Below are 24,860 nucleotides of genomic sequence, written 5' to 3' on the forward strand. Positions count from 1 at the left end.
TGGTTGTAGAAGCTTTCAGTAATACCTCATCTTTTTGATAAAGGCTATATCTCATATATTTTAATATTTTAATATTTTAAGCGATACAGAACCGACTCAGTATTAAAATCTTTGCCGAAAACTGGTTGCAACGGGCCCTCGGGACTTGTTAGCCAAGATAAAGCTAGTTTGGTGTATTCGTCTGTATCAGTTAAGGGCCCGAATCCTACCATCTTAATGTTATTTTGGTGGAGGTTGTCCATCCATTGCGGAAGTCGATCGGCTCTAAACGGCACATACAAAACTTGTCTGTCCAAATTTCTCCCGTAAAACAGGTAGCTGCGGTAACTTAAAAAGAAACCAATTTTATCGTTGGGTACTGTATTTTTGTCAATATATTCGTAAATTCCGCGATACAGTTCGGCGCGAGCAACATCTCGCTTTTCCTTCGCCACCCAACTAGCACTTACCATCAATGCTATGCAGACACAAATTATCATTATGTAACTCGACTTTTTTAAGCTGGCGAGTAGATTTTTCAATCCAATCAAGCTAGCATTGCGCTTAAATATAAGCCCAGCTAGCAGCAGTAATCCAACATAAATCAATGGGTATATTCCTAAATCCGGCCAACTGGGCGCTAATATTTTCATTACCACATTGATGGCTTCCGCGAAGTTAGATTTAAACCTGTCAATTAACCAGCTTCCCCAAACAATACTCTTGCCGGTAAAAGAAGCATTTTTAATTAGGTCAAAAATTGTGTTGCTAATAATTCCGGAAATACTGCTAATTAAAACAACTGCTACAATTACTTGCTTGCGAGTTTTGAACTCAGTTGCGGCTGCTGCTGCTGCGATCGCCAGTAAGCTTAAAAAGGGAAAGCCGTATCTGAGATTAAAACCGAGTAAAGGGCTGAGTTGACCGATCGCCTCTCCGGCAGTCCCGGAGGTGTAAGGTGTAATGACGTACAGAATGCCGGTGCTGGCCAGAAGTACGGTTAAAATGATATTGTTTTGATCGATCCTGGTTTTACCTTGAATCAAAGCCAGAGGTGCTGCTAATGCCTGAAGTGCGATCGCCAGAAATGGCAGTTGCAATCTAATCAGGATTTGCAAGCCGAATATTTGCCAGTGGGAAATATTGCTGGGATTAAATTGAGCGGCTAAAGTGCTTTGCCAAATCTTCAAAAGTGGCGAAGCTGAAGGCGCAGGTATGGTAGGTGTTGGCTGCTGTACGGGAGGTTTTGGAGACGGCGTTACGGTCGGTTTTGGGGACGCTACAGGAGGTTTTGGAGACGCTACGGGAGGTTTTGGAGACGCTACGGGAGGTTTTGGAGACGGCGTTACGGTCGGTTTTGGAGACGCTACGGGAGGTTTTGGCACAGGTACCGGAGACGGTGGGGCAACAGGCTGTAAGGGAATGTTAATCTCGCGGGAATCACCAACAGGATAATTGATGTGCAGCAAGTTTCTCGCATACCAAAAACCTCCTAAAAACAAGCAGCAAAGTATGCCGCAAACCAATACAGGTTTGATGTGGCTAATTCTAAAATTAGTTGGTGTTAAATTTCTATTAACGATGAATCTTGTAATTTCTAATATTGCTAATCCTCCTAAAAGTGAGGCTGCATAGACTAGGGCAGTAATTTTAATTCCGGCGATCGTTCCTACAGATGCCAAAAATAGAGATAGCTCGGATTGCGATCGGCTACTGTGATAGGATAAACCTAAATATAAAGCGACTGTAAATATCGCAGCTAGCGGTAAGTCTGGGTGAATGGTGTTAACTTGGTTGAGCATCATCGGTACTGTTAATACTAATGATGCTGCTGCCATGCCATAAAATCTCGTTGCTCCAAATTTTATACTTAATAGATAGACGGCAATTCCCTCAAGTACCCAGGCAATTAGCATGGGAAAAGCTGTGAGAAAGTCTTCTTTGAAGGGGAGTACGCACAAAGCAGACAAGATGTGCCAATTGTAGGGATATACTCGGGCTTGCTCTTGTTCAAAAATCCAATTTCCGGCGGCATCTAAGAATGTCAATGAGTGGGTTTGATACCATCTGGCAATTACAGGTAGGTGAAACCACAATGAGTCATAATTTGTTGTGGGTTTAGTTGCTAGGGTTTCCCAAAGCACAAATCCTGCAAATGCGGTGGCACCAAGGATTAAAAGTTCCGATGGGTTGAGAGGTTGTTCTAGTTGGGGAATCTGCCTCTGCGTGAAGCTAAAAGCTTTCTGGTTTTTGGCATAAATCAGAATTAAGCCGATCGCACAAATCAGGATTTCTGCTAAAATGACCGCAGCAAGATTTAGGCGATCGACACTTCCTAAAATCAAACCTATACAAATTTGTGCAATACTCCATCCCGTCAAAAGTACGAGAATAAAATGAGGAAATGAGTAGTTACTGTTTTCCTTTTGATTCTCGAAGGCAAGAGACAAGCTTAGGGGAATCGAGCCGACTACAATAATCAAAAATAAAATTAATTCCCACAAATACTGAGCTATTAGCATAAGCTACAATTTACCAATTATTATGGGAGGCTTTTGTTGATTGTTTGTAGTGAGGACTTTAGTCCTTCTATGGATGCGGACTAAAGTCCTCACTACGAACCTATTTGATTGTTTGTAATAAGGACTTTAGTCCTTCTATGGATGCGGACTAAAGTCCTCACTACGAACCTATTTGATTGTTTGTAGTGAGGACTTTAGTCCTTCTATGGATGCGGACTAAAGTCCTCACTACGAACCTATTTGATTGTTTGTACTAAGGACTTTAGTCCTTCTATGGATGCGGACTAAAGTCCTCACTACGAACCTATTTGATTGTTTGTACTAAGGACTTTAGTCCTTCTATGGATGCGGACTAAAGTCCTCACTACGAACCTATTTGATTGTTTGTAGTGAGGACTTTAGTCCTTCTATGGATGCGGACTAAAGTCCTCACTACGAACCTATTTGATTGTTTGTACTAAGGACTTTAGTCCTTCTATGGATGCGGACTAAAGTCCTCACTACGAACCTGTTTGATTGTTTGTAGTGAGGACTTTAGTCCTTAAAAAAAACCTATCTGGTAGCTTGCTTCTGAATTTTGGGTTTGGAGGTTTCCTTATCCTTCGGCGCAGAAGTGTCAGCTTTTAACAGTTCTGGGAATGGTGGCTGGAGGTTGTGAACTTCGATGTCCATTCCCACCGGCAGAGGTGGAAGCTGGGGCAGATCGTTTTCCAAATCCTTGAGTGCACTAGCGCTTTGTGTTTCCACAAATTTTGGCATTTGGGGTATTTTGGCGGTTTCCAAAGTGCCGATCATTTTTGCTACAGCGAATTCTAGCTGAGCACCGGGGTCGATCGCCACCCAACCCTGAGCAGTCATTTGCCGAATCTCGAAGTGGAGGTGAGGCCCTGTAGACATTCCCGTACTGCCGACTCGCCCGATCGTATCACCCTGTTTCACAAACTCTCCTGGTTTGACAAACAGTTCTGAAAGGTGTCCGTAGAGAGTTTCTTGAGACTGTTTGTTGTGGCTGAGAACCACCGTCAAACCGTATCCGCCCAACCAATCGGCGATCGCGACTTGACCCGCATAAGCTGCCAGTACGGGCGTTCCCATCGGGGCTCCCAAGTCCGTTCCGGTGTGAAACTTACCGTAGCCCATAACCGGATGAGTCCGCCACCCAAATGGTGAAGTAATTTCCGCAGCAATCGATAGCGGAAACAGCAGGCTGGTGTTGCCATTTCCAGGCCGGCCTAAGGGACGCGGGGTGAGATTGTAGTAAGCAAAACCTGTATTGCTGCCACTGCTGACACTAATCGCGCCGACTTGCACTGGCCCTAGTCCCATGCTGGGTTCGGGTGGGCCAGCGGCGTAGGCTGCGGTGTTAATGGAGTATCCAGCGTCTGCTGAGTATCCGGGGTTAGCTGGGTATCCGCTGTCTGCTGAGTAGCCCGAGGGTGTGTAAGCAGATTCCGACTGGTTGCCCTGTCCCCAAAGCTGGTTGCCTATTTGTTGAGCGGCCTGACCTACTTTACTGATAGGATTTCCGCTATTATTTCCGGCGACAGTTCCCCGAACATTGCCCGGAAGGTTCGGAAGAGTCCCGGGGCTTTGTGGCAGATTTCGAGGAGGAGGGGTGGCAATATAAGGGCCGCCTGCGCTGGGAGTTTGCGGATTGTAGCTGGGCCCTTCGGCGATCGACCTTTCTGGGCTGTAGCTGGGAGGGGCTGCTTCTGCTGTCACGGGTTCGGGAACAGCGGCAGGCCCGCACAAACCGCCAACTCCTTGTCCTCCTGACACGGAACCTTCGCAGCCGGTCGATCTTTCTGCAAACTCAATCCTTGTGGGCGCTTCGTATTCGCTGGTAGCACCAACGCTGTAGTCTGTTTGGTCGGTGGCAGCGCGGGCTTCTGGGTTAACTGGTGCTTCAAAAGGAGGTTCCTGGGCCGTCGCTTCTGGCAGGGGAATCAGCGCGGGTTCCGGTAGATAATATTGGGCCGGAGGTTGTTCGGTGATGTAATCTGGCGATGGGGCCCGAACTTCTGCCTGGGGTTCGGGATCTGGTTCTCGCTGCACTTGGGCTTCGGGTTCCGGGGGCGCCAGAGGTGCTTCAAATAGTGGCTGAAGTTCTGCTGCGCCGGGGACGGCTTGTTCTGCTGGCGGAGTTTCAGTTTGGGCCCAAACTATGCCTTTGCTGAGCAGTCCCAGACTGGCAAGGCAACCTAGTCCCACCAGCATTGAGCGTTCGGACAAAAGGCGCGATCGAGTCCGGGCGCCTGTAGGGTGATTTTTTTGCTGTTTGGTGTTCAAATGGGCTGTTATTTGCTTGTCTGGAACTGGTTTCACGATTTTTTTTCCCAACTCAACAGGGGGGCGCAAGAAGATTAGTCAATTTTAGATTTTAGATTTTAGATTTTAGATTTACTCGCAGCTTGGAATCTGGGAGCCGGAATCTTAGTCTAAAGTTTTGGGCTGCTGGCGACAGAAGTCGGAAAGCAAGTATCTGTTTTTTGGGGGGGGCTGGATCGAATGTATGGCAATCCGATACTTTTTTGCTAACGTTTACTAACAAACACATAAGTTAAATCGCTAAAAAGCTTTTCAACCAAGGCGTATCAACCAATGCCCGAAGGAAGATCCCACGAGCACCATTTAGATCCCGGTTCATCTGATTTCCATCAGAATCTTTAATCGTTCTACTACCACCAATCTTTTTGACTTCTCCAGTCCATGAAACAGTCTTTGAAGTGTAAGCTTCGTTGATAGAACTTAAAGCAACTTTGCCCTGCTCCCAAGCTTTCCACTCTAGATGTTTTTTAAACTGGTAATGACTCAGAGTCAGCATTTGACGAACAGTTTTAGAGCGAATCTTGCGACGTGATTTGCTCACCATTTGAGAAGACTCAAACGATGGAAGTAAGATCGCGTCAAAACGATCAACTAAAAACTTAGCAGTCTTGTGATGCAACTCTTTGACAAGATGTTGAATCTTAGACTTTAATCTATCTGCTGCTTTCCTGAGTCTTTTGCGTTGCGGGCTAGAAGTTTTACTCATCCTTGAACTCAACTTGTCTAACCTGAAACACAACTTTTGAATCAAAAGATTTGAGTCGTTCCCAAGCCATCCATAGGATGACTCAGAGAAGAAAGTCATGAACGTTCTAACACCGGGGTCTAAGGCAACCACGCGACCTTGGTTGTCGGTCTGACGTGGCTGCACTTCTTCAGATACAACAATGTAATACTCGCCATAGGCTAGCGTTAACCGTCCATCACTGAAGTCTATGGGTAATGCCTCTTTCAGCTTTGACCAACCCAATTTTGTGTGGTAAATTCCTTTGATCCCAATTGCAGACTTGGGAATATAAAGAGATTGCTTTGTATCTTTTTGACTCCGAAATTTGCAACTACAAATTTTACCAGTTTTCTTGAAGTCTGCTTTAGCTTTTTTGACAGCCGCGCAAGCATCCTTAATGGCAATTGATTTGATTTGAAACGGTACAGGTTTTGCCCAATCAGGCAATCCGTTAAGTATGTCCGTTTTGATAGACATCCAATTGGTTTTAGTGCCTGATTGCTGCAAGTATTTAATTGTCACGTTGTAGACGTAACGGCTAACGCCAAACCATTGCTTGAGCAGTGCTTTTTGCTCAGGGCTTAGGAATAGTCGGATCTTCTTTGATTTTCTTAGCAATACTTCGCCGGGAGTGCATTCGGCAACGGTTGTCGTGAAGGATGGCAAGAAGATCCGCTGTGAGTTCGGATCCTGGACAGTAAACAGTATTTGAGAGAACCAGGATCGATCCACCGTTTTGTTTTGCCATGAACTCGAAAAATTCAAATCCGAATCTGCTTTAGATGTATCGAGTGGCAATAACAACCGTGAGCTGATCTGGGCGCATAAATCTGACCAGTAAGGCTTACAGTCTTTTTCTTTTGAAGTTGAGTCCCAAGCCAATATCTTGGATGATTTCTGAGTCGGGGTATCGCTGCCACATAAATTCGACTTGTCTTCCGAGGTCGTCTTTTTGCTTGGCGCTGCTAACTCGGCAATAGCAGGTGACTGAGCTGATCGTTCCATCTGTTCGGCAGGACTCAACGTCCTAAATGCGTTGTCCTGCTCCATTTTTGATTGACTAGATCTGCCATTCATCTGCGTACTTCCTTAAAGTGTTTCGATGCAATCCTAGAAATTCGACTACTTTTCTAAGCGGTACATATTCCATAAATCAAAGATATTGCATTTGTTGGCAAATATCAATGATTGTTAGGAAACTAACTACTGTGGATCAACCTTATCTTTATACAGACCTAACTGATTTTACCGGGATTAAGGCAATTTTTTTTCGCGTCGAACAACTCGAATGCTGGGTCGATTCGCGATCGATACCCTGGTTTTTCCGCTCCCAATCAACGCACTGCCAACTCGCCTGTGACGGCCACACTGATAATAGCGCTTTGGCGTTCGTGTCTGTTGAGAAAGCTCCTCTTCCCACCATCTCCCCCTCTCCCCATCTCCCCATCTCCCCATCTCCCCCTCTCCCCATCTCCCCCTCTCGATCGATCGCCCATTTAAACTTGGCTGGCAAAATTGTTGATTGTTTACAATACAAGCTAACTAATTGATGCGCTTGGGGAAGGATAAGTTTCATGACAGTAGCTGGCGATCGCTTGACAAATTTTCCTGACTCTGAACGTACCGGACAACCTGACGGTATTAGCTGGCAGTGGCAGCAGAGTGCCGAAGGCTTGCCCTATCTGACGTGCAGCTTGCTCGACCGATGGTCTCACGGCTTTTTTACTCGCGATTTTTCGCCGCGCGGGCCGATCGATCTCACAGAAGTTTTAGCACCGGGAGCTCCCGTTTACCGTCTCCAACAGGTACACGGCAATGTCGTACTCAAAACCGATCGATTGCCAAGAGTTGTGGCTCTAGACCCAGAAACAGCTATCCCCACCTATGCCCAGGCCGATGGCTTGGTAGCATCGCGAGATTTTGAGGCGCTGTGGGTTTGCTCGGCTGACTGCGTACCGGCGCTAATTGCTGATAGCGGCACGGGACTCGCGGCCGCCGTTCACGCTGGTTGGCGCGGGACTGCTGCTAAGATATTACCAGAGGCGATCGCTCAACTTGTGGCACAAGGCAGTCAATTAGAAAATCTGAGGATTGCTCTCGGGCCGGCGATCGGTGGAGAGGTTTACCAGGTATCTGTGGAAGTGGCAGCGGAATTGGGAGCCACGATTGCTCCTGAGAATGCAGTGGGTGCAACAGCCGACAGCATTCTGGAATTTTTACACCAACTACCAGAACCACCTGTGTTGACCGATCCAGAACCGGGAAAAGTACGGTTGGATGTTCGCCTCTGCAATGCTCTGCAATTGCAGCAGTTGGGAATTAATTCTTCTCAGGTGGCGATCGCTCCTTTCTGTACTTATTCTGACTCGGCTCGTTTTTTTTCCTACCGCCGCGATCGACTAAAAAAAATCCAGTGGTCGGGAATTGTCAGCACATCTAACACAAGTTCCTGCTAAAAGCATTCGGCACAAGGTAAAATTTAAGATTGCCGGCTTTAAAAATCACAATCTAAATAACAATCTTTGGATTGACAAATTTTTATTTCCGAATGCCGAATGCCTTCTACCTTCTAGCCTCGTTTCGTTGCAGCCCTCTCAGGTCTCAAGACGCTGAGTTTTCCGCATACCAAAAATTTTTATGAGTGAGCAAACTCCCTATCAACTGCTTGAAGTCGATGAAGATGCTTCCTTTGATGAAGTGCAAGAGGCCCGCACCCGTCTAGCCGAGCAGCACAGCGGCGACAAGAAACGTTTGGAATCGATCGAAGTTGCTTACGACGCGATCCTCATGGATCGCCTCCGCCAGCGACAGGAAGGGAAAATAAAAGTACCAGAACGCATCCGCTTTCCCGAACGAGTGGCTCCCCCACCCGCCAGCTTTACTCCGTCTGCTCCGTCGGGCAGCCCAGCTTGGTTGCAGCGCCTGATCGATACTCCTAGTCGAGCCGACATTTTGTGGCCCGCTGGAGTTTATGTGGGGTTGGGCGGACTGAGTATTTATCCGGCGGCTAACGATTCTTTACTACAGTTGACTCTGGCTCTTGGGGTCGGCTCTTGTCTTTATTTTCTTAATCGCAAGGAACAAAAATTTGGTCGGGCTGTGCTGCTGACTGTGGCTGGCTTGGTTATAGGCTTGGTGCTGGGAGGTCTTTTGGGCCCTTTGCTCACTACGGCATTTATCACAACAGAGAAATTTATCGCTTTGTTTACGTTTTTAATTCTGTGGCTGGTCAGCAGTTTTCTGCGATAGTCAGTTGTCAGTTGGCAGTTGGCAGTTGGCAGTTGGCAGTTGGCAGTTGGCAGTTGTTAATTATTGTTATTCGTTAATTGTTATTGGTTGGTTCGCAGCTCTTAGGTGTTAATAGTTAGTTGATTGTTACCAATTACTAATTACTGATTACTGATTACTAATTACCAATTAACAATAACTAATGACTGTTGACGATTGACTAATGATTGATAACTGTTGACAACTGACTAATGACAACTGACAACTGACAACTGACAACTGACAACTGACCAATAACTAATGACTACCTAAAATAATCTCAACAGCTTCGCTCAAATTATTAGCAATTAAATCCGGTTGGTGCATTTCTAGTTGGGTGCGATCGCGAATACCGCACAAAACACCAATTACCTTGACACCGTGAGTTTTTGCTGCTATAATATCCGCCTCCGTATCCCCCACCATCCAAAGCTCAGAAGCAGGCGGCAGTTCAGCAAGAGCTTTTGCCATCAGCAGGGGCTTATCTTTAACATCCCCGGTTTTGACGTAATCGTTGGGGAGGCAATAGCGACGGTTTTCTGGGAAAAAATGCCCTAAATTGCAGCGGTTGAAAGCCTCGTCTAGTTCCCTGACGCGACGCATAGTCATCACCGCCAAGTCTATTCCAGCGCGCTGCACCTTTTCCAGGGTTTCCACGGCTCCAGGGGCTGGTTTATCGTAAATCAGGAACGGCAGCGTGTGGACAGTTTGACGCCGTTTCTGGGCAAATTCGAGGGCTTGGGCTGCGTCTAATCCTGAGAGAATGCCGATTTCGGTTTCGGGAACCCGCGCCCGCTTCATGTCCCAAAACTCGGCTTTTGGGAGTTCTTGCACTGTTTGGCCCTCACGCTGAGTCTCGGCCAGACACTGCTGGTAAACTCCGTAATAGCGATCGGACACGTCCATAATCGGGCCGTCAAAGTCGGTGATAAGTCTCAGCATTGAGCAGAGTATTTTGAAAATTTTATACAAATTGTTAGAGATTATATCACTTTAATGTCACAGTTTATTTACAAAACTTGACACAAATACCCAGGGGAGGTAAGGTCTATAGGAATGGTGCTAATTAAAGGCAACAGTTTAATTCAACTGTGCCAATCATTAACTGTAGCGGTTGCAACAAATATTATCAGGGAATCTAGAATTTAAAATTTGGTGCACAAATACGGCCAACCGCTACGTATTGTTAATAAATCCAAACCTCAATCGAGGCTAATTTTTGCTGCGGTTGCTCACAAAAAAAAGTGGGTCTAAGTAATGATTTTACCTTTCTAAAATATAAAAAACTGCTTAGAGAATCCAAAATTTATTGTGTCGATGAATTAGCCATCGGTAATAGCTCCTGGCATCCAGCAGTATCAAAATTTCCATGAGAAATAGCAGCAAAACAACAACTAATTTTATCTGCTAACCCTTGAGTCTGATGCTCTACAATAACGAGATGCTTCCCAAATTAAGTTTACAGATTAGCTCCCAAAACATTAACAATCTGCTTGACAAATTGTTATCCTTGCGTCGCATTGAATACCTTGCAGTCGATCGGGATCTGAAGATTCAAGAAACATCCTTGAACGTACAAGATTTTGCCCAAATTCCTGATGAATTGAAACAAGGCAAAGATGTGCGCGATAGTTTTCCCGAACTGATCGGAATTGAAGAACTGCTAGACGACATTCTAGAACAACGACAGCCAAGTTTCCAATTAAAATCTGTTACCAGAGTTTTAAATGATGGCTCTTATTTTTATCTAGATTTGTATATTTTTGGTCAGAAAGAGCAGCTTAATCCTGAGAGATTAATTATTTTCTGCGAAGATGTAACAGACACTGCTGCTCTTCAGCAAAGTATGGTTCAAGCAGCCAACGAAAACAGTATTAAAGTCGATTACTTGGCTAACGCTCGCGACTATATTGATAAAATTCTTAACTCCATAAATGATATTTTATTGGTGACAACGCAAGCGGGAGAAATCAAAAAGGTCAATCAATCCACCCAACTATTGTTTGGATATACCGAAGCACAATTAATCGGTCAACCAATCTCGATGATTACGGCGGATGAGGAATTATTGCGTCAAGTTAGTCAGCTACCTCTTGAACTAAAAAATGAATCTTGGCATCAAGTAAAAGTAGCTTGTACAACTAAAAAAGGTTCAAAGCTGACAGTTGCATTTTCCTGTTCTACTATTGAGACAAGTATAGAAAGCAAGCACTCAGACAACAAAACTATACAAGATTTTGTCTATGTGGGCAGAGATATCACCGAGCAACAACGGACAAAAAAGCTTCAAGCAGCACAGTATGCAGTAGCTCGCATCATGTCAGAATCTGGTTCTTTAGAGAGCGCCACTCCGAAAATTATGCAAGCTATTTGTGAAAGTTTGGGGTGGGATATCGGTGAACTTTGGACGCCTGTTGATGAAAAACATACTAAGTTTGATGCCAAAGATACGCACGATCGAATACCATTTTTGTTTGCTGCACCAGATAGTAACGTTGAAGATATTCTCCCTTTTTTGCTCCGAGTGGGAGTTTGGCGGCGGGGAAGTGAAGTTGGGGAGTTTGTGGAAAATTGCCAGCAGATTACCCTAGAGCCTGGTACGGGTTTACCTGGAATAGTGTGGAACACCGGTTATCCGCAATGGATTACGGATCTTCTTAAGGATGGCAATTTTGTACGATCGCACTTAGCATCTAAAGCAGGATTGCGATCGGCCTTCGGTTTCCCAATTCGTGCTAGCGGTCAAGTTGTAGGGGTAATGACTTTTTTCTGCCGGGAAAAACAGCCGTCGGATGAAGACTTACTGCAAATGATGGCGGCAATAGGTTCCCAATTAGGGCAGTTTGTCAAGCGCAAATATGCTGAGAAAGAATTGCAAGAAGCCGAAGCTTCCATCCGATTTTTGTACGAGCAAGAAAAACAGCAAAGTGAAAAATTGGCTCAGCAAAATGTAGCATTAGAACAGGCTAAATTAGAATTAGAATCTGCTAATCAGGCATTGCACAGACTCGCATCTGTGGACGGCTTGACTCAGATTGCTAACCGTCGCCGTTTTGACCAAGCATTGCAATCAGAATGGCAGCGCATGGGTAGAGAGAAAAAGCCCCTGTCTTTAATTTTGGTAGATTTAGATTTTTTTAAGCTTTACAACGATTGTTACGGGCATCAAGGAGGCGATGAATGTCTCAAAAAAGTTGCTGAAATTTTAGACAGAAACGCTCACCGGGGAGGTGATTTAGCGGCTCGCTACGGTGGGGAAGAATTTGCGGTAATTTTGTCCGGGACTGATGCCAGGGGAGCAATGCGGGTAGCTGAATCAATTCGCAGCGATTTGAAAGCTATGGCAATTCCTCATGAAGCTTCCAAGATAAGTGAGTCTGTGACAGCGAGTATGGGCGCAGCTAGTGCTGTGCCCGCTGCTGAATTATCTGTGGAGTGGTTGATTGGGGAGGCCGATCGCGCGCTGTATCGAGCTAAACTAGAAGGGCGCGATCGTATTGTTTGCGTAGATTCTCAAATACGATGCCAGGGCGAGAAAGGAGTTTTTTGTGATGATTGTGAGAGAAGCTAAAATCGCTGATGCACCTGCAATTGCACAGGTTAATGTAGATACTTGGCGGACAGCTTACCGAAACATCGTACCGGCAGATTACCTCGCCAAGCTGTCCTATGAAAAACGAGAAAACAATTGGCAAGAAATCCTGTCAAACGTCAAAAATACTGGCGATTATGTCTGCGTTGCTGAAAATGACTCGGGACAAATTGTAGGTTTTGCTGCGGGCGGCTGCGAGCGAACCGGCAAATATGTTTATCGAGGAGAATTATTTGCCATCTATATTTTGGAGGAATATCAGCGTCAAGGAATTGGGCGGCAACTCGTGCGCTCGGTTGCCAAAAAATTGGCAGAATTAAGTTTGAACTCGATGCTGGCTTGGGTACTGGGAGACAATTCTGCTTGCAGGTTTTATGAATTTTTAGGAGGCAAAAAAGTGGAAGAACAACAGACAAGCAGAGCTGGTGTTTTAGTCAAAGAAATTGCTTACGGGTGGACGGATATCGCAGTGCTGATCGACAAGACTGCATGAACTAAAAAGTGGAAGTTTTATCAATCATCGATCAAGCTTCCCCGCTTCATTTGTTCCCGTTCAATTGCCTCAAACAAAGCTCTGAAATTACCCGCCCCAAAACCTCCAGCTTGCACCAGTTTGTCATTAACTAAAGTAACTCGACGCTCAATAATCTCGAAAAAGAAAGTCGGTTCGGCAAAAATTGGCTGGGTAAAGATTTGCAGCAGCATCGCAGCGGGAGTATCTTCTTGCCAATCTGCCAAAACTTCGGAAGCTGCAATTGCTTGCCAATCTGCGGGCAAATAGTTTTGCCGCCGCCGCAATTGCGAGTAATATGTTGGAGGAACTGGCAAAAAAGGCAAACCGCGCGATCGCAAATCGGCAACAACCTGCACAATGCGATCCGTTTGCAAAGCCATGTGCTGAATTCCCGGCCCTCGATTTGCACTCAAAAACTCTTGAATTTGAGAATTAGATGATGCCGGTTCATTAATCGGGAATTGCACCCCACCTTCAGCGTGCACCATAACTTGGCTTCGCAAAGCAGACTTCTCAGTCTGAATCTCAAAATTTTGCTGCGGCTCAAAACCTAATATTTTTTGATACCAACTAACCGCACCTAACAAATCGCCAGATTCAACATTTAACACTACATGATCGATCAGAGTCAACAGTGGCGGGCCAGAAGAATCACGCAGCAGTGAATTCTCGCCAATTCGCTCAACAAGCGTGTGGCTTAAATCTCCCCAGCCAGCGATTTGTGCGAGTTTAAAACCGCCTCCTACCTTTAGATCTTCTTGAATCGGTTTCAGGATTTTAGCACCTGCCACCTGCGCTCTAGCGATCGCTAATTCGATATTTTTAACCCGAAAGCCCACATCGGCAATCCCCGGAGGATGAAACTCCAACCAAGTAGCAGCGGGACTAGCGGGTGTCAGAGGCGAAGATAAAACAAAACATATATTGCCACTGCTGACAACCTCAGTGCAAGTGTGGCTGTTGACATAACCTGTTATTGATTGAAAGCCTAAGTGGCTGACAAACCAGTCGCGGGATACTCGAGCATTTTTAACGTAAAACTGAATGCGGTCGAACTCCATAATCAATAATTGAAAATGGAACGTGAAAAGTTGAAAATCGGCTGATTTTCACGGTTAAATGGCAAGGGAGAGACTGAGAAATGGAGATTTTTCATTGTTTTTTTGTCTAATCGCTTAATAATAACCCAAAAATTGAATATCTTAGCTCCCTCTGAAGGCAGAAATACATCGGCACTTAAAAGAAAGGCGGTGTTTGGGATGACTTTGACAGTTGACAGTTGACAGTTGACAGTACGAGCGATCGCTTGCGATATTGTAGGGTGCGTCAGCGATTAGTCTAATTTTCAGGTGGGGAACCAGAAGTGACTGACGCACCCTACTACTTCATTCAGTTGACAGTTGACAGTTGACAGTTGACAGTTGACAGCCAGAGGGCAACCTCTACCTGAAAGTCTGAAGATTGGAGTAATGAATCCTCTGATTTTAATTTCTACGCCAAACAAGCGAGGCTTTCAACCAATTATTTCTGGTAAATCGTCTGTGGGATACTAGAAGGAATCAGCCATGAGATTTACTCCACAGATAAATCTGGAAGATTGAACTTTTTTCTAAAATCTGGGAAGTATCGAGTTGGGTAAATCAGTGCTATGAAAGCACCATACAAACTCATTTTTTGCGTGTGGAACACCAAACAAATTACTAAAAGAACAAATGACTTTCTGGCTGAATATTAATTTCTAGTGGCACAGCTTGCGGGTCAGAAGCAAGAGCAAACATAATTGCATTGGCAGCGGTTTCGGTACTCAGCATTTTTGACCTATCTACCTTCAAACTCACATTATCCCAAAACGGAGAATCCACCCCACCAAAATAGAATAGCGTAAACTTAATGCCGTAGCGTCGCAGTTCATCTGCCATGCACTTGCTAAAACCAACTACCCCAAACTTTGAAGCACAATAGGCCGTTCCCATCGCCATCGAATGCTTGCCCAAAATCCCGATGACATTGCAGATGTGACCGGATTTGCGGTCTTTCATCACATTTGCGGCTGCTTGAGATGTGTAAAAACTGCCTTTCAAGTTCAAGTCAAGCATTGCATCTAAATCAGCGGGTTCTAACTTGTTCCACTGCTTGAGAATTCCCGCACCGGCAGCGTTTACGAGGGCATCAATTTGCCCGAAATGCCCCGCAGCTTTCTGCATCAGCGTCTCAACTTGCGACAAATCGGTGATATCTGTCGGTACGCACAGTACCTCTGTTGTCGAAAGTTCGCTGGCTAAAGCGTCTAATTTAGTGCTGTCTCTGGCGGCGAGCACTAGCGTCGCACCCTCAGAGGCGAGTTTCCGGGCTACTGCTGAACCGATGCCGCCAGTCGCACCCACCACAACTACAACTTTGTCCTGCATATCCCTTTACATTTCTTTACGTCCAGATTGTATGATAACTCAAGTTATGGGGAATTGGTCATTGGTCATTGGTCATTGGTCATTGGTCATTGGTCATTGGTCATTGGTCATTGGTCATATCAAATCCGGTTAAATCGGAATCATACAATAGTGCGAGCGTCTCGCTCGCGATCCATGTCGCGAGCGAGACGCTCGCACTATATAATTCGGATGCAACCGGAAACGATATCATTGGTCATTGGGAATTGCGAGGGACAACGTTAGCGAAGTATAGCCTTTCTCAACTTTTGTGAAGTACTCACCCATTACCAATTTATAATTGCTGTTTGATAATTAATTTAGGGAAACCTGCCAACCTTTTTCGGTTTTTTTAAGTTCGAGAGAAGTGCAGGATTGTAAAAATTTAGGAAATTTTCGACCGAGATTAAACTCTTTAATTATTTGGGTGATTTGTTTGCCGTATTGTTTGTGAAATTCACTGCCAACATTGGAGAGAAATACAGAATTGTGAGGAGAGTTGTCGGTTAAGTCGCCAACTATTTTGACCAGAGCTTTTTCCAAATCTTCCAAGGAATTGATATCTGTCAAACTCGCTGATGCTGCTTGGTTGTGATTGAGATTTTCTTTGTTGAGTATTGGGGGTGGCGGCGACAATTTAACTTCAAAAAGAGTGACATAAGTTTGAGATGTTTCTGAGGGTTTGTGGACAACAAAATCTGTGGGATATTTGAGAAATATCTCCCTTGTTTTAGTACCTAAGGAATAATTTGCCAGAACTTGATTGAGGGCTAAACCGTAATTTTCCCTAAATAAAGCTGAAAGTGTAGAAATTTTTATCCACTGAGACGAGGTACGTTGTTGTTCTTTTTTAATTAATTCTTTTAGCTGAATAACTAATTGTTCTACAGGTGTAATTTCCGGTACTGTTACGAGGGAATAGGTTTCCACTTGTCCGGTTTTGCTGTTTAAAACTATGATTTTATCTATTTGCTTGCGGACTTGAAAGACGGTTAAGCCGTGGGCTTGCAGTGTGTTGCTGAGGTGGGTGAGGGCGCGATCGGACGAACAGACAAAAATCTCCTTGGCTGTGGGATAATGTACGAAAATTGAGGCGCCTACTGTTGCCATTTTCAAGTCGGCGCTGTCTTTGCCGGGGGGAACGTGAATCAGTTGATAGCCGCGCTGGTGAAATTCGGCATCTTTTTTGCCCATGCTGCGCCAGTTGGCAAAGGCTACTCTGATTTGGATGGGATAGTGAGAAATTCCTTCTAGGAATTTTTCGGTTTCGATGTTGAGTTGCAAGTTTTCGACATCTAGCAGCAAGATAGCAATGCCGACAGGAAGCGAATTTGTTTGGTGGGCGGTGGGAGTTGGAGGTTTTGCCGAAACTGAGTTTTGCGATCGGGCTGGTGGTGTTTGGGGTATGGCTAGCTGCTGAATTTTGGCAAATAATTTGCTGAATTGAGGTGAATTGATGAATTCGGGAACCAGCAGAATTTGGAGATATTTTTTTGCCGTCAGCAGCAGCAAATCTGTATCGCTGGCTACTTTGAAATTTTTGGTTAATTTTCCAATCAAAACTGACTGAAAAGCAGGTTTGGCCCAGGGGGTTTTCCTGTATTTTTCAGCTATCCATTCGGGATGCTTTTCCTGAATGGAGATTAGTGTTTGAGCGATATAACGACTGATGGCGCTGACTGCGACTGATTCTTGAGTCGCCAGCAAGGGAGTTCGATCGGGCATGGCCCTCTACAATGCGGAATGCTGTTTCAATTTATCACAATTCTAGTCTCTAGCTGGGAGTCGGACGATCGCCCGCCACATCAAACCGACGATAATTAACGCCAACCCTGTCAGCCAAATTTGCCTCTCCACCCAGAAGGCCAGAAACAAACACGCAGCCAAGCCCACCCAAGCCAACCATTGCGGGTAAAGCCTTTCGGCGGGGGAAAGTTGTAGGGCGGCTGCGTTGGTGATAGCGTAGTAGATCAAAACGCTAAAGGCACTGAACGACCAAGTGGTTTTGACATCACCGATGAGGATTAAAAGTGCGATCGAGATTTCGACAACCACGACAGCTACATAGGGAGTTGTCCCCGCAGGATTGAGACGCGCCAAAACTCTCGGCATATCCAACCGTCGCCCCATCGCCAGCCACACGCGCGACAAGCCTAAAATTAAGTTCAGCAAGACTCCCAACATGGCAGTAATGGCACCGACGGCTAGCAGTTGGGAAACTCCGGGAATTGGAAAACTGCGGGCGATGACTTCCAAGGGGGCAGCAGTGGTTGCTGATTGCAGGGACAATTTATCGGCTCCCCCCGCACCTGCAATAACTACCGCTACCGCCACGTAAAGCACCATTGTCAGCACCAAAGTGAAAATTATGGCTTTGGGAATGGTTTTGCTCGGTTCCCGCACTTCCTCGCTCATGGTGGCGATGCGGCCGTAACCAGTGTAGGCGACAAACATCAGGGCCGTGGCGTGGAGGATGGAGCCGATCGCGCGATCGTTCTGTAAGGTCGGCATTTCCCACCTGACCTCTGGCAAACCCGCAGCAATAAAGACAGTCAGAGATAAAAGTGTAACCGAGACTATGGCAGTATTCGCGATATTCGATCGCCTGATGCCGGTCAAGACAATTAAAGTTAGGGTGGCCAGGGCGATTAATGCCGTTAGGATGAGATAAGTGCGATCGGCTACACCAAGTGCACTTAAAAAATACCCCGCAAAACCCAAAGCAGCAGTAGCAGCCGAAGCCGTTTTAGCTACAAGAAACATCCAGCCCGCTGTAAAACCCAGCCAAGGATTGAGATATTTGTAACCATATTCATAAGTACCGCCGCTAACAGGATGATTTGCCGCTAATTGAGCGCTGTTAAGACCATTGCAAACAGCAACTAAAGCAGCAACAGTCACAGCCCAAATCACTCCGGGCCCAGCAATTTCCGCAGCAATTCCAATACTCACAAATACTCCCGTACCCACGATCGAGCCGAGGCCCATGAGAGTTGCACCGAAAACACCTAATTCTCGCTTTAACAAAGAAGGAGACATAATTACACCAGGGTTAGTTTAATACAAATATGTGGCTGGAGACACCATCCTGCTTATTGTTCAGGACTTTCCTGCGGGGTTCGGAAACCGGGTTTCTTTCTGGATAGCTCGTTACCAAACTTAATAGTTATCTGTAAGACTTACGAACAATTTGGGTGGCTGCAAAACTTTTTATCATCCTAACTGCTGGTATAAAATAGCTCAATGGCTGCCACGTTGTTATCGGGATTTCACTTGGATATTATGCAGGTAACCACAGTCGATCGTTCGTGGTGAACAAGATTATTTTGTAGTTACCGTTTAGAATATATAAGATGTCCGAGATATAACGGTTACAAGTATCATAATTTGTCAGGAACTCAGGGAGTCAACGCCACGCTCGCTTGTAAGAAATTGCAAGCTGTTCTGACGGGCCAAGCGTCTTAACTGACTACGTTATTTGAGTCACGACACCAAGCGAATGCTCTCGCTAGTTCCTTGCTCTGTCATCTGCAATTAAACAGTTTGAAAGTCGCGCTCAACAGTGTTGCAGGTCTCTCCAGCTCTCATAACATTGGGCGTTGCCTAACATTACCCGTAAGGGCTTGGAGACAACCATATCTCCGCAGAGGGGCAACCATACCCCTCTACCCCGTAAGGGGGATTCAAGGCGATTGAAATCGCTCTTGGAGTTTCCCACGAGCGGGCTGAAGCCACTGAGTTTCCCACTTACCGAGTGTTTTTATGAAACTGACGGATTTTTTTGAACGGACTTACGTGGTGAATTTGCCAGAGCGCCAGGATCGCCGCCGTGACATTAGCAAGGAACTTGCCAATGTGGGGATTTCCTTGGCACCGAACAGTGTTGAGATTTTCCCGGCGGTTCGTCCAGAGACGGCGGGTGAATTCCCTAGTATCGGAGCGTGGGGCTGCTTCCTGAGTCACTTGAGCATTTTGAAAAACGCCAGACAGCAAAACTTGTCCAACGTTTTGGTGATGGAAGATGATTTAGCAATTTCTCCAACCCTAATCGCTCAGCAATCGGCGTTAATCGAACAACTGCAAGGGCAGGATTGGGGGATGGTTTACTTGGGGCATTATTTGACGGATCGTAATTTACCCAAGGTAGATCCGAATGGGCGATCGCCCGAAGCAGCAGTGCTGTTAAAACCCTACTCTCTGGCGATTCAAACCACCCATTTCTATGCTGTAAATGGACAAATTCTCGATCGGCTGATAGCTTTTCTAGAACAAGTGCAACAGCGTCCCAAGGGACATCCCGATGGCGGGCCCATGCACGTAGACGGCGCCTATTCCACCTTCCGCGCCCAAAACCCAGATATCATGACGCTGATTGCAGAACCAAATTTAGGCTGGCAACGCAGTTCTCGCAGCGACATCAATGCGAGTGCTTGGTATGACTACGTACCCTTAGTCCGCGAGGTGGCAAATGTCGCGCGTGGCGCTAAGGTTTGGTTGTCCAACAAGTAAATCGAGGTTTGAAAATCTAATTAAATTGCTCGACCAAGCTGGCCATTGGTTACTGTTGTGTTGGAGTAGCGAGGAGAAGTGAGAGCTTCAATAACATCAATTGTAGCTATTTACAGCTAGTTGAATATCCGCACAAGTACCAAGAAACCTGTTGTTTTTCGGGAGTGCTTCCAGGATAGGGGTATACTGCATCTCAACTTTTGCAAAAAGTATTTTTTCTTTTAGTGTGAGTTCGCAAGTGCTTGCTAGATGATAAAAGTAAGCGAAAAATTGCGAACTCCCACTATTAAATGCAAAACTGAGATGCTCCAATTTAAGTATCAACCGAAGCGACCTTGAATGTAATCCCTCGTACTAGAATTACTGGCGGAAGTAAAAATCCGGCTTGTCGGCCCAAATTCCACCATGCGACCGATGCGACTTTCATCAGTATTAAAGAAAGCCGTATAATCAGAAACCCGAGCCGCCTGCTGCATATTGTGCGTTACAATCACCACAGTCAACTGTTCCCGCAGAGTTTGAAATAACTCCTCAATCTTCATAGTAGAAATCGGGTCGAGAGCAGAACAAGGCTCATCCATCAGCAAAATTTTCGGTTTAACAGCCAAAGCGCGAGCAATACAAAGTCGCTGTTGCTGTCCGCCCGAAATTCCCTGAGCCGACTTCTTCAAATTATCTTTCACCTCATCCCAAAGCGCCGCACTTTTCAGCGCAGATTCCACAATTTCGTCTAACTCTGCTTTGCTTTTGCGACCAAAAATACGCACGCCGTAAGCAATATTATCATAAATGCTCAGCGGAAAAGGATTTGGCCTTTGAAACACCATGCCAATTTGGCGGCGCAAACTATTAATATTTACCTTAGGACTGTAAATATCCTGTCCAAAAAACTCAACCCTGCCTTTGATTTGAACTTTTCCCTCCAATTCGCCGATGCGGTTGAGAGCTTTCAGAAAAGTTGATTTGCCACAACCTGAAGGGCCGATAATCGCCGTCACTTGCGGGTGAGGGATATTCATCGATAGATTTTCGAGAACTTTGTGAGTGCCGTAGTAAAAGCTCAAGTCCTGAACCCGCAATGCTGGCATAGCATTGGGATCGATTTCAGGAGTCGTATCTTCGAGGAATTGGTCGGTATATTTTTCAGCTTTTAAGTTACTTTTGGATTTCATTATTTGCAGTTTTTCTAGTGTGAACAGTAGATTTTTAGTAGATGCAGAATATGGCCTGATGGCTTTATTTAGTTAGACTTGGTACTTGCTAGCTATGCACTCATTATCCGAAGTCACGGATAGACAAAAAAATAGCTGTTTTTTGTCCTCTTTTTACCCTAAACAAAGCCCAAGAGCTTCCCTCTTTCCTCCTCCTTTGTCCTTCTTCCATCGGACTTCCATCCGTTACATCCGTTACATCCATTACATCCGTTACATTCCGTACATTGCTCGTTGCCGAACTTCCTTCCCCAATCTACCGATTTTGCAAGCGTTTGCGAGTGACGGCGCGGGAGGCTAAGCTGGTGAGCAAAACCATACCCAAAAGGACAGAAGCCGCAGTCCACGCCAATTCGTTCTGCTCCTTGTAAGGAGAGCTGGCGTAACTGTATATTAATACAGACATAGAAGGAGTTGGAGTTAGCAGTGTCTGGGGAATTTCTTGGATTTTTGAGATAGTTTCTGCGCCCATGGGGGACTGAACTATCTCGCCCAATTTCTCAACTAAAGGAGGCCAAAATTGGCTGGACAAGGCAGTTACAATTAGCGGTGCAGTTTCGCCGGCAGCGCGGGAAGATGCTAGTAAAATGCCTGTGGTAATAGTTGGGAGTGCTGAGGGAATAACAATCCGAAACATTGTTTGAAAGCGTCCGCCTCCCAAACCAGCAGAAGCGAGGCGGTAAGAAGCAGGGACTAATTTTAATGCTTGTTCTGTTGTCAGCGCTACAACCGGCAGCATGATAATCCCCAGCGCGAAACCGCCGGCAAATCCTGAGAATGACTTAGTTGTCACAACAATTAAAGCGTAAGCAAACACGCCGACAACAATTGACGGAACGCTACTCAGAATGACGGTTATAAAGCGGATAGTATTTGCTATACCTTTATTGTCTCTGCCAAACTCTGACAAAAATATTCCCGTCATGACGCCGATTGGCACGCTCAATAATGTGGCAATTCCCACCATTAAAGCTGTACCGAGAATCGCATTGGCAAAGCCGTTGGGCTGGTCTTCGACTCCGACGGGTGCGGGCAGAGACACTAGCACTTCCCAGCTTAAATGTGCCAGTCCTTCACCCAGAATTTTGTACAAAATAGCGAACAAAGGCAGCAGAGCCAGAGCTGTAAGAGAGAATGCAATAACTGTCATTCCCCGGCTGAAAAAATTTCGGCTCAGCGACAGGGGATTGTTAATTTCTGCATCTAGAATACTGTGGGATTTTTGTGCTTGAGTCATTGTTAATTCTTAGCTCCCTTAACGCCGATTAGCTGCACTAGCAATACTGCGACTGCGTTCACCAATAAGGTAATCACAAATAGAATTAGGGCTAAATACATTAAAGATCCGACGTGCAGTTCTTCTTGAGCTTCCCGAAATTGACTTGCTAAAACAGCGGGAATCGAGTAGGCAGGAGCTAATATAGATGGGTTGATTTGAATCGAGTTGCCGATTACCATTGTGACTGCCATTGTTTCGCCCAAGGCGCGTCCCAATGCCAAGATGGTCGCTCCGATAATTCCGGAACTTGCTGCTGGTAATAACAGCTTAAATATGGTTTCCCAGCGGGTAGCACCCAGTGACATTGAAGCACTTCGCAAATCTACGGGAACCGACAGCAAAACATCACGGCTGATGGCGGCGACTGTCGGCAAAATCATAATCGATAAAAGTATGCCGGCGGGCAGCATTCCCGGCCCAAAAGGTTCGCTGCTGAATAGGGGAAACCAACTAAAATTGTTGAACAGCGACTGCTGTAAAGGCAGCAGAAAGGGAATTAATACGAAGATGCCCCACAGGCCAACGATGACGCTGGGAATGGCTGAGATTAATTCAACCATGAATCCTAAGGGCGATCGCACCCAAGCAGGCAAAAAGTTCTCGCTGGTCACGATCGCGACTGACAGTCCTAGAGGAATTGCTATGATAATGGCGATCGCAGAACTAACTACTGTACCGTAAATAAACGGCAGAGCCCCAAACTGCAACTCACCGATATCCCATTTGGGAGTCCACAAAAAATCTAGTCCAAATTTGCTAATAGCCGGCCAAGCATCCTTAAAAATTATCTCGCTCATCCAGAAGAGCGTACCCGCCGTGGCTATAGCAAAAGCCCATACAAATCCTGTAAATCCCGACTCCAGCCACAAACCTTCACCCTTCGTATCAGTCAAGTCTACGTGGGTGGTGATTCCAGCAGACTTCCCAGTCGATTTTTTCAGTTTCTTTGAAGAATTGGTCATACCCAAGTTATGCCGTAAACAGAGAAATTTTTGATTGATGAAAGAGATAGCATAGTGCCTGCACATTAAATAAATGCAACGTATGAGTTTTGAGCCATACAATTAACTCAAAACTCATAACTCCCTGAAAATATTTTAATTAACCTTTAGCAACTACACTCTGATTCACTGTTTGAATCACCTTTTGAGCTGTAGCTTGCGGAATAGATGTAAACTCTAATCCTTTGTTGAGACCTTGACCTGTAGTCAGCACCCAATTAACCATCTTTTTAATAGCATCTGCTTTCGCAGCAGGATACTGTTTGTAGATTAACAACCAAGTCAAGCCAACAATCGGATATCCATCATTAGGATTTCCTTCAACCAATCGGAAGTCTGCTGGGAATGTTTCCCCTGCAAAAGCTTTTTCGGCTTCTGCCAAGTTAGCATCTACAAATCTGCCAGCTTTATTTTGAATAAATGCTGTTTGCAGATTGTTTTGTCGAGCAAAAGTATCTTGAACGTAGCCAATTGCACCGGGTGTTTGTTTCACCAAACCAGCTACACCGGGGTTTCCTTGGCCGCTGAGGGGGCTACCAGGCCAACTCGGTTGAGCTGCACCTTTGATGCTGCTGCCAATAGCCTGCAAGTGATTAGCAAAAATAAAGGTTGTACCGCTGCTGTCTGCCCGTACAACTACTCGAATTGCAGTATTTGGCAAATTTTTAGCTTGTCCGGCAATCCCTGCGATTTTCGCATCATTCCAGCGGGTAATTTTGCCTTCAAAGATGCCTTTCATGGCATCGGCACTCAGCTTGACATTGCTAACTCCGGGCAAGTTGTAGACAACTGCAACCGCGCCGCCGGCAGTCGGAACTGCGATGACGCCACGGCTTACCTGAGAGATTTGTGCAGAAGTCATCAGCGCGTCGCTGCCTGCGAAATCCACAGTACCTGCAATTAATGCTTTGATACCAGCGCCGGAACCTGTGCCTTCGTAGTTTACAGTAATTTGATTTGCACTTCTCATTTGAGAGAAGTAGCGATCGTACAAAGGTTTAGGAAAAGTGGCTCCCGAACCGTTTAATGTTACCGCAGCTACAGCGGAAGTAATCAAACTTAGCGAAAATGTTGCTACTGCTAGGGTAACGATAAAGCCACGTCGCCAGCCTTTAGTGAAGAAAACCATAACTCCTCGTCCTTAAATAATTCGATAGCAGACTTTGCAAATCTCCTCCATAGGATAGACTGAAATCCCCAAGTAAAAACAGCTAAAATAATAAGCTTTTTTTAAATTATGGTTAAAGTTGGGTTAAGCTTTTTGTCATTAAACAATGGCTTAATAGCAATAACAATCTTTTCTTAATCTTTGGTTAACATTAGTTTAAAAAAGTTAGGAAGTAGCGCTAGCGAAGCCATGGAAGAGGATCGCTCTTCGATCATCCTTATTGTTTTCTTAACCTTAGGTGTCGATCGCACTTCAATGTCACAAAATTTGAAATTTCGACCATCCCGGACGCAACTGGCATTCTGATACGGGTTAATTTTTAGGTACCTTGTTGCGA

20 protein-coding genes are annotated in these 24,860 nt (G+C 45.5%); 5 read left to right on the forward strand and 15 right to left on the reverse strand.

Annotated features, from left to right (window positions below):
* Positions 1-68 precede the first annotated feature (68 nt).
* From QZ918_RS20040 to QZ918_RS20055, 4 genes are all read right to left on the reverse strand, one after another.
* Positions 69-2,501 carry a hypothetical protein gene (locus QZ918_RS20040; protein WP_293337904.1) on the reverse strand — a complete coding sequence of 811 codons (2,433 nt, stop codon included), beginning with the start codon at positions 2,499-2,501 and terminating at the stop codon, positions 69-71.
* A gap of 552 nt (positions 2,502-3,053) precedes the next feature.
* Positions 3,054-4,826, reverse strand: a complete 1,773-nt coding sequence (locus QZ918_RS20045; RefSeq protein WP_293337905.1) for a M23 family metallopeptidase — start codon at positions 4,824-4,826, stop codon at positions 3,054-3,056.
* A 235-nt stretch (positions 4,827-5,061) separates the two neighbouring features.
* Positions 5,062-6,633, reverse strand: a complete 1,572-nt coding sequence (locus QZ918_RS20050) for an RNA-guided endonuclease InsQ/TnpB family protein (RefSeq protein WP_293337906.1) — start codon at positions 6,631-6,633, stop codon at positions 5,062-5,064.
* A gap of 148 nt (positions 6,634-6,781) precedes the next feature.
* Positions 6,782-7,132, reverse strand: a complete 351-nt coding sequence (locus QZ918_RS20055) for a hypothetical protein (RefSeq protein WP_293337907.1) — start codon at positions 7,130-7,132, stop codon at positions 6,782-6,784.
* Here QZ918_RS20055 and pgeF point away from each other — a divergent pair.
* Positions 7,131-8,012 carry a peptidoglycan editing factor PgeF gene (pgeF, locus tag QZ918_RS20060; RefSeq protein ID WP_293337908.1) on the forward strand — a complete coding sequence of 294 codons (882 nt, stop codon included), beginning with the start codon at positions 7,131-7,133 and terminating at the stop codon, positions 8,010-8,012. The genes QZ918_RS20055 and pgeF overlap by 2 nt on opposite strands.
* A 181-nt stretch (positions 8,013-8,193) precedes the next feature.
* Positions 8,194-8,805: a CPP1-like family protein gene (locus QZ918_RS20065; RefSeq protein WP_293152350.1), complete on the forward strand. Its 612-nt coding sequence runs from the start codon at positions 8,194-8,196 to the stop codon at positions 8,803-8,805.
* A gap of 276 nt (positions 8,806-9,081) precedes the next feature.
* Here QZ918_RS20065 and QZ918_RS20070 read toward each other — a convergent pair whose 3' ends face one another.
* Positions 9,082-9,765 (reverse strand): HAD family hydrolase, encoded by a 684-nt coding sequence (locus QZ918_RS20070; protein WP_293337909.1) that lies wholly within the window; start codon positions 9,763-9,765, stop codon positions 9,082-9,084.
* Between the two features lie 499 nt (positions 9,766-10,264).
* Here QZ918_RS20070 and QZ918_RS20075 point away from each other — a divergent pair, with 499 nt between their 5' ends.
* On the forward strand, positions 10,265-12,394 hold the full coding sequence (locus QZ918_RS20075) for a diguanylate cyclase (RefSeq protein ID WP_293337910.1): 2,130 nt from the start codon (positions 10,265-10,267) through the stop codon (positions 12,392-12,394).
* On the forward strand, positions 12,375-12,908 hold the full coding sequence (locus QZ918_RS20080) for a GNAT family N-acetyltransferase (protein WP_293337911.1): 534 nt from the start codon (positions 12,375-12,377) through the stop codon (positions 12,906-12,908). The genes QZ918_RS20075 and QZ918_RS20080 overlap by 20 nt, the downstream gene beginning before the upstream one ends.
* 20 nt (positions 12,909-12,928) lie before the next feature.
* Here QZ918_RS20080 and hppD read toward each other — a convergent pair whose 3' ends face one another.
* From hppD to QZ918_RS20110, 6 genes are all read right to left on the reverse strand, one after another.
* Positions 12,929-13,990, reverse strand: a complete 1,062-nt coding sequence (gene hppD / locus QZ918_RS20085; RefSeq protein ID WP_293337912.1) for a 4-hydroxyphenylpyruvate dioxygenase — start codon at positions 13,988-13,990, stop codon at positions 12,929-12,931.
* Positions 13,991-14,131: 141 nt separating this feature from the next.
* Positions 14,132-14,305: a hypothetical protein gene (locus tag QZ918_RS20090; RefSeq protein WP_293337913.1), complete on the reverse strand. Its 174-nt coding sequence runs from the start codon at positions 14,303-14,305 to the stop codon at positions 14,132-14,134.
* A complete protein-coding gene (locus QZ918_RS20095; RefSeq protein ID WP_293337914.1) occupies positions 14,275-14,433 on the reverse strand; it encodes a hypothetical protein in 159 nt (52 codons plus the stop codon). Before QZ918_RS20095 ends, QZ918_RS20090 begins: the two co-directional genes overlap by 31 nt.
* A 196-nt stretch (positions 14,434-14,629) precedes the next feature.
* The gene (locus tag QZ918_RS20100) at positions 14,630-15,337 is read right to left on the reverse strand and encodes an SDR family oxidoreductase (RefSeq protein WP_293337915.1); all 708 of its coding nucleotides are present in this window, start codon (positions 15,335-15,337) and stop codon (positions 14,630-14,632) included.
* 333 nt (positions 15,338-15,670) lie between these two features.
* Positions 15,671-17,080, reverse strand: a complete 1,410-nt coding sequence (locus QZ918_RS20105; protein WP_293337916.1) for an NYN domain-containing protein — start codon at positions 17,078-17,080, stop codon at positions 15,671-15,673.
* A 42-nt stretch (positions 17,081-17,122) separates the two neighbouring features.
* Entirely contained in the window at positions 17,123-18,394 is a 1,272-nt protein-coding gene (locus QZ918_RS20110; protein WP_293337917.1) for an APC family permease, read from the reverse strand.
* A gap of 723 nt (positions 18,395-19,117) precedes the next feature.
* Between QZ918_RS20110 and QZ918_RS20115 the strand changes: the two genes are divergently transcribed.
* Positions 19,118-19,864 (forward strand): glycosyltransferase family 25 protein, encoded by a 747-nt coding sequence (locus tag QZ918_RS20115; protein WP_293337918.1) that lies wholly within the window; start codon positions 19,118-19,120, stop codon positions 19,862-19,864.
* A 320-nt stretch (positions 19,865-20,184) separates the two neighbouring features.
* Here QZ918_RS20115 and pstB read toward each other — a convergent pair whose 3' ends face one another.
* The 4 genes from pstB to pstS all read right to left on the reverse strand — a co-directional run bounded on the left by pstB (position 20,185) and on the right by pstS (position 24,484).
* Entirely contained in the window at positions 20,185-21,036 is an 852-nt protein-coding gene (gene pstB, locus QZ918_RS20120; protein WP_293152378.1) for a phosphate ABC transporter ATP-binding protein PstB, read from the reverse strand.
* 295 nt (positions 21,037-21,331) lie between these two features.
* A complete protein-coding gene (gene pstA / locus QZ918_RS20125) occupies positions 21,332-22,312 on the reverse strand; it encodes a phosphate ABC transporter permease PstA (protein ID WP_293337919.1) in 981 nt (326 codons plus the stop codon).
* A 2-nt stretch (positions 22,313-22,314) separates the two neighbouring features.
* Entirely contained in the window at positions 22,315-23,316 is a 1,002-nt protein-coding gene (pstC, locus tag QZ918_RS20130; protein WP_293337920.1) for a phosphate ABC transporter permease subunit PstC, read from the reverse strand.
* Positions 23,317-23,455: 139 nt separating this feature from the next.
* Entirely contained in the window at positions 23,456-24,484 is a 1,029-nt protein-coding gene (gene pstS, locus QZ918_RS20135; protein WP_293152386.1) for a phosphate ABC transporter substrate-binding protein PstS, read from the reverse strand.
* Between the last annotated feature and the right edge of the window lie 376 nt (positions 24,485-24,860).

The organism is Microcoleus sp. CAWBG58 (genome assembly GCF_020883045.1).
Classification (GTDB): Bacteria; Cyanobacteriota; Cyanobacteriia; order Cyanobacteriales; family Microcoleaceae; genus Microcoleus.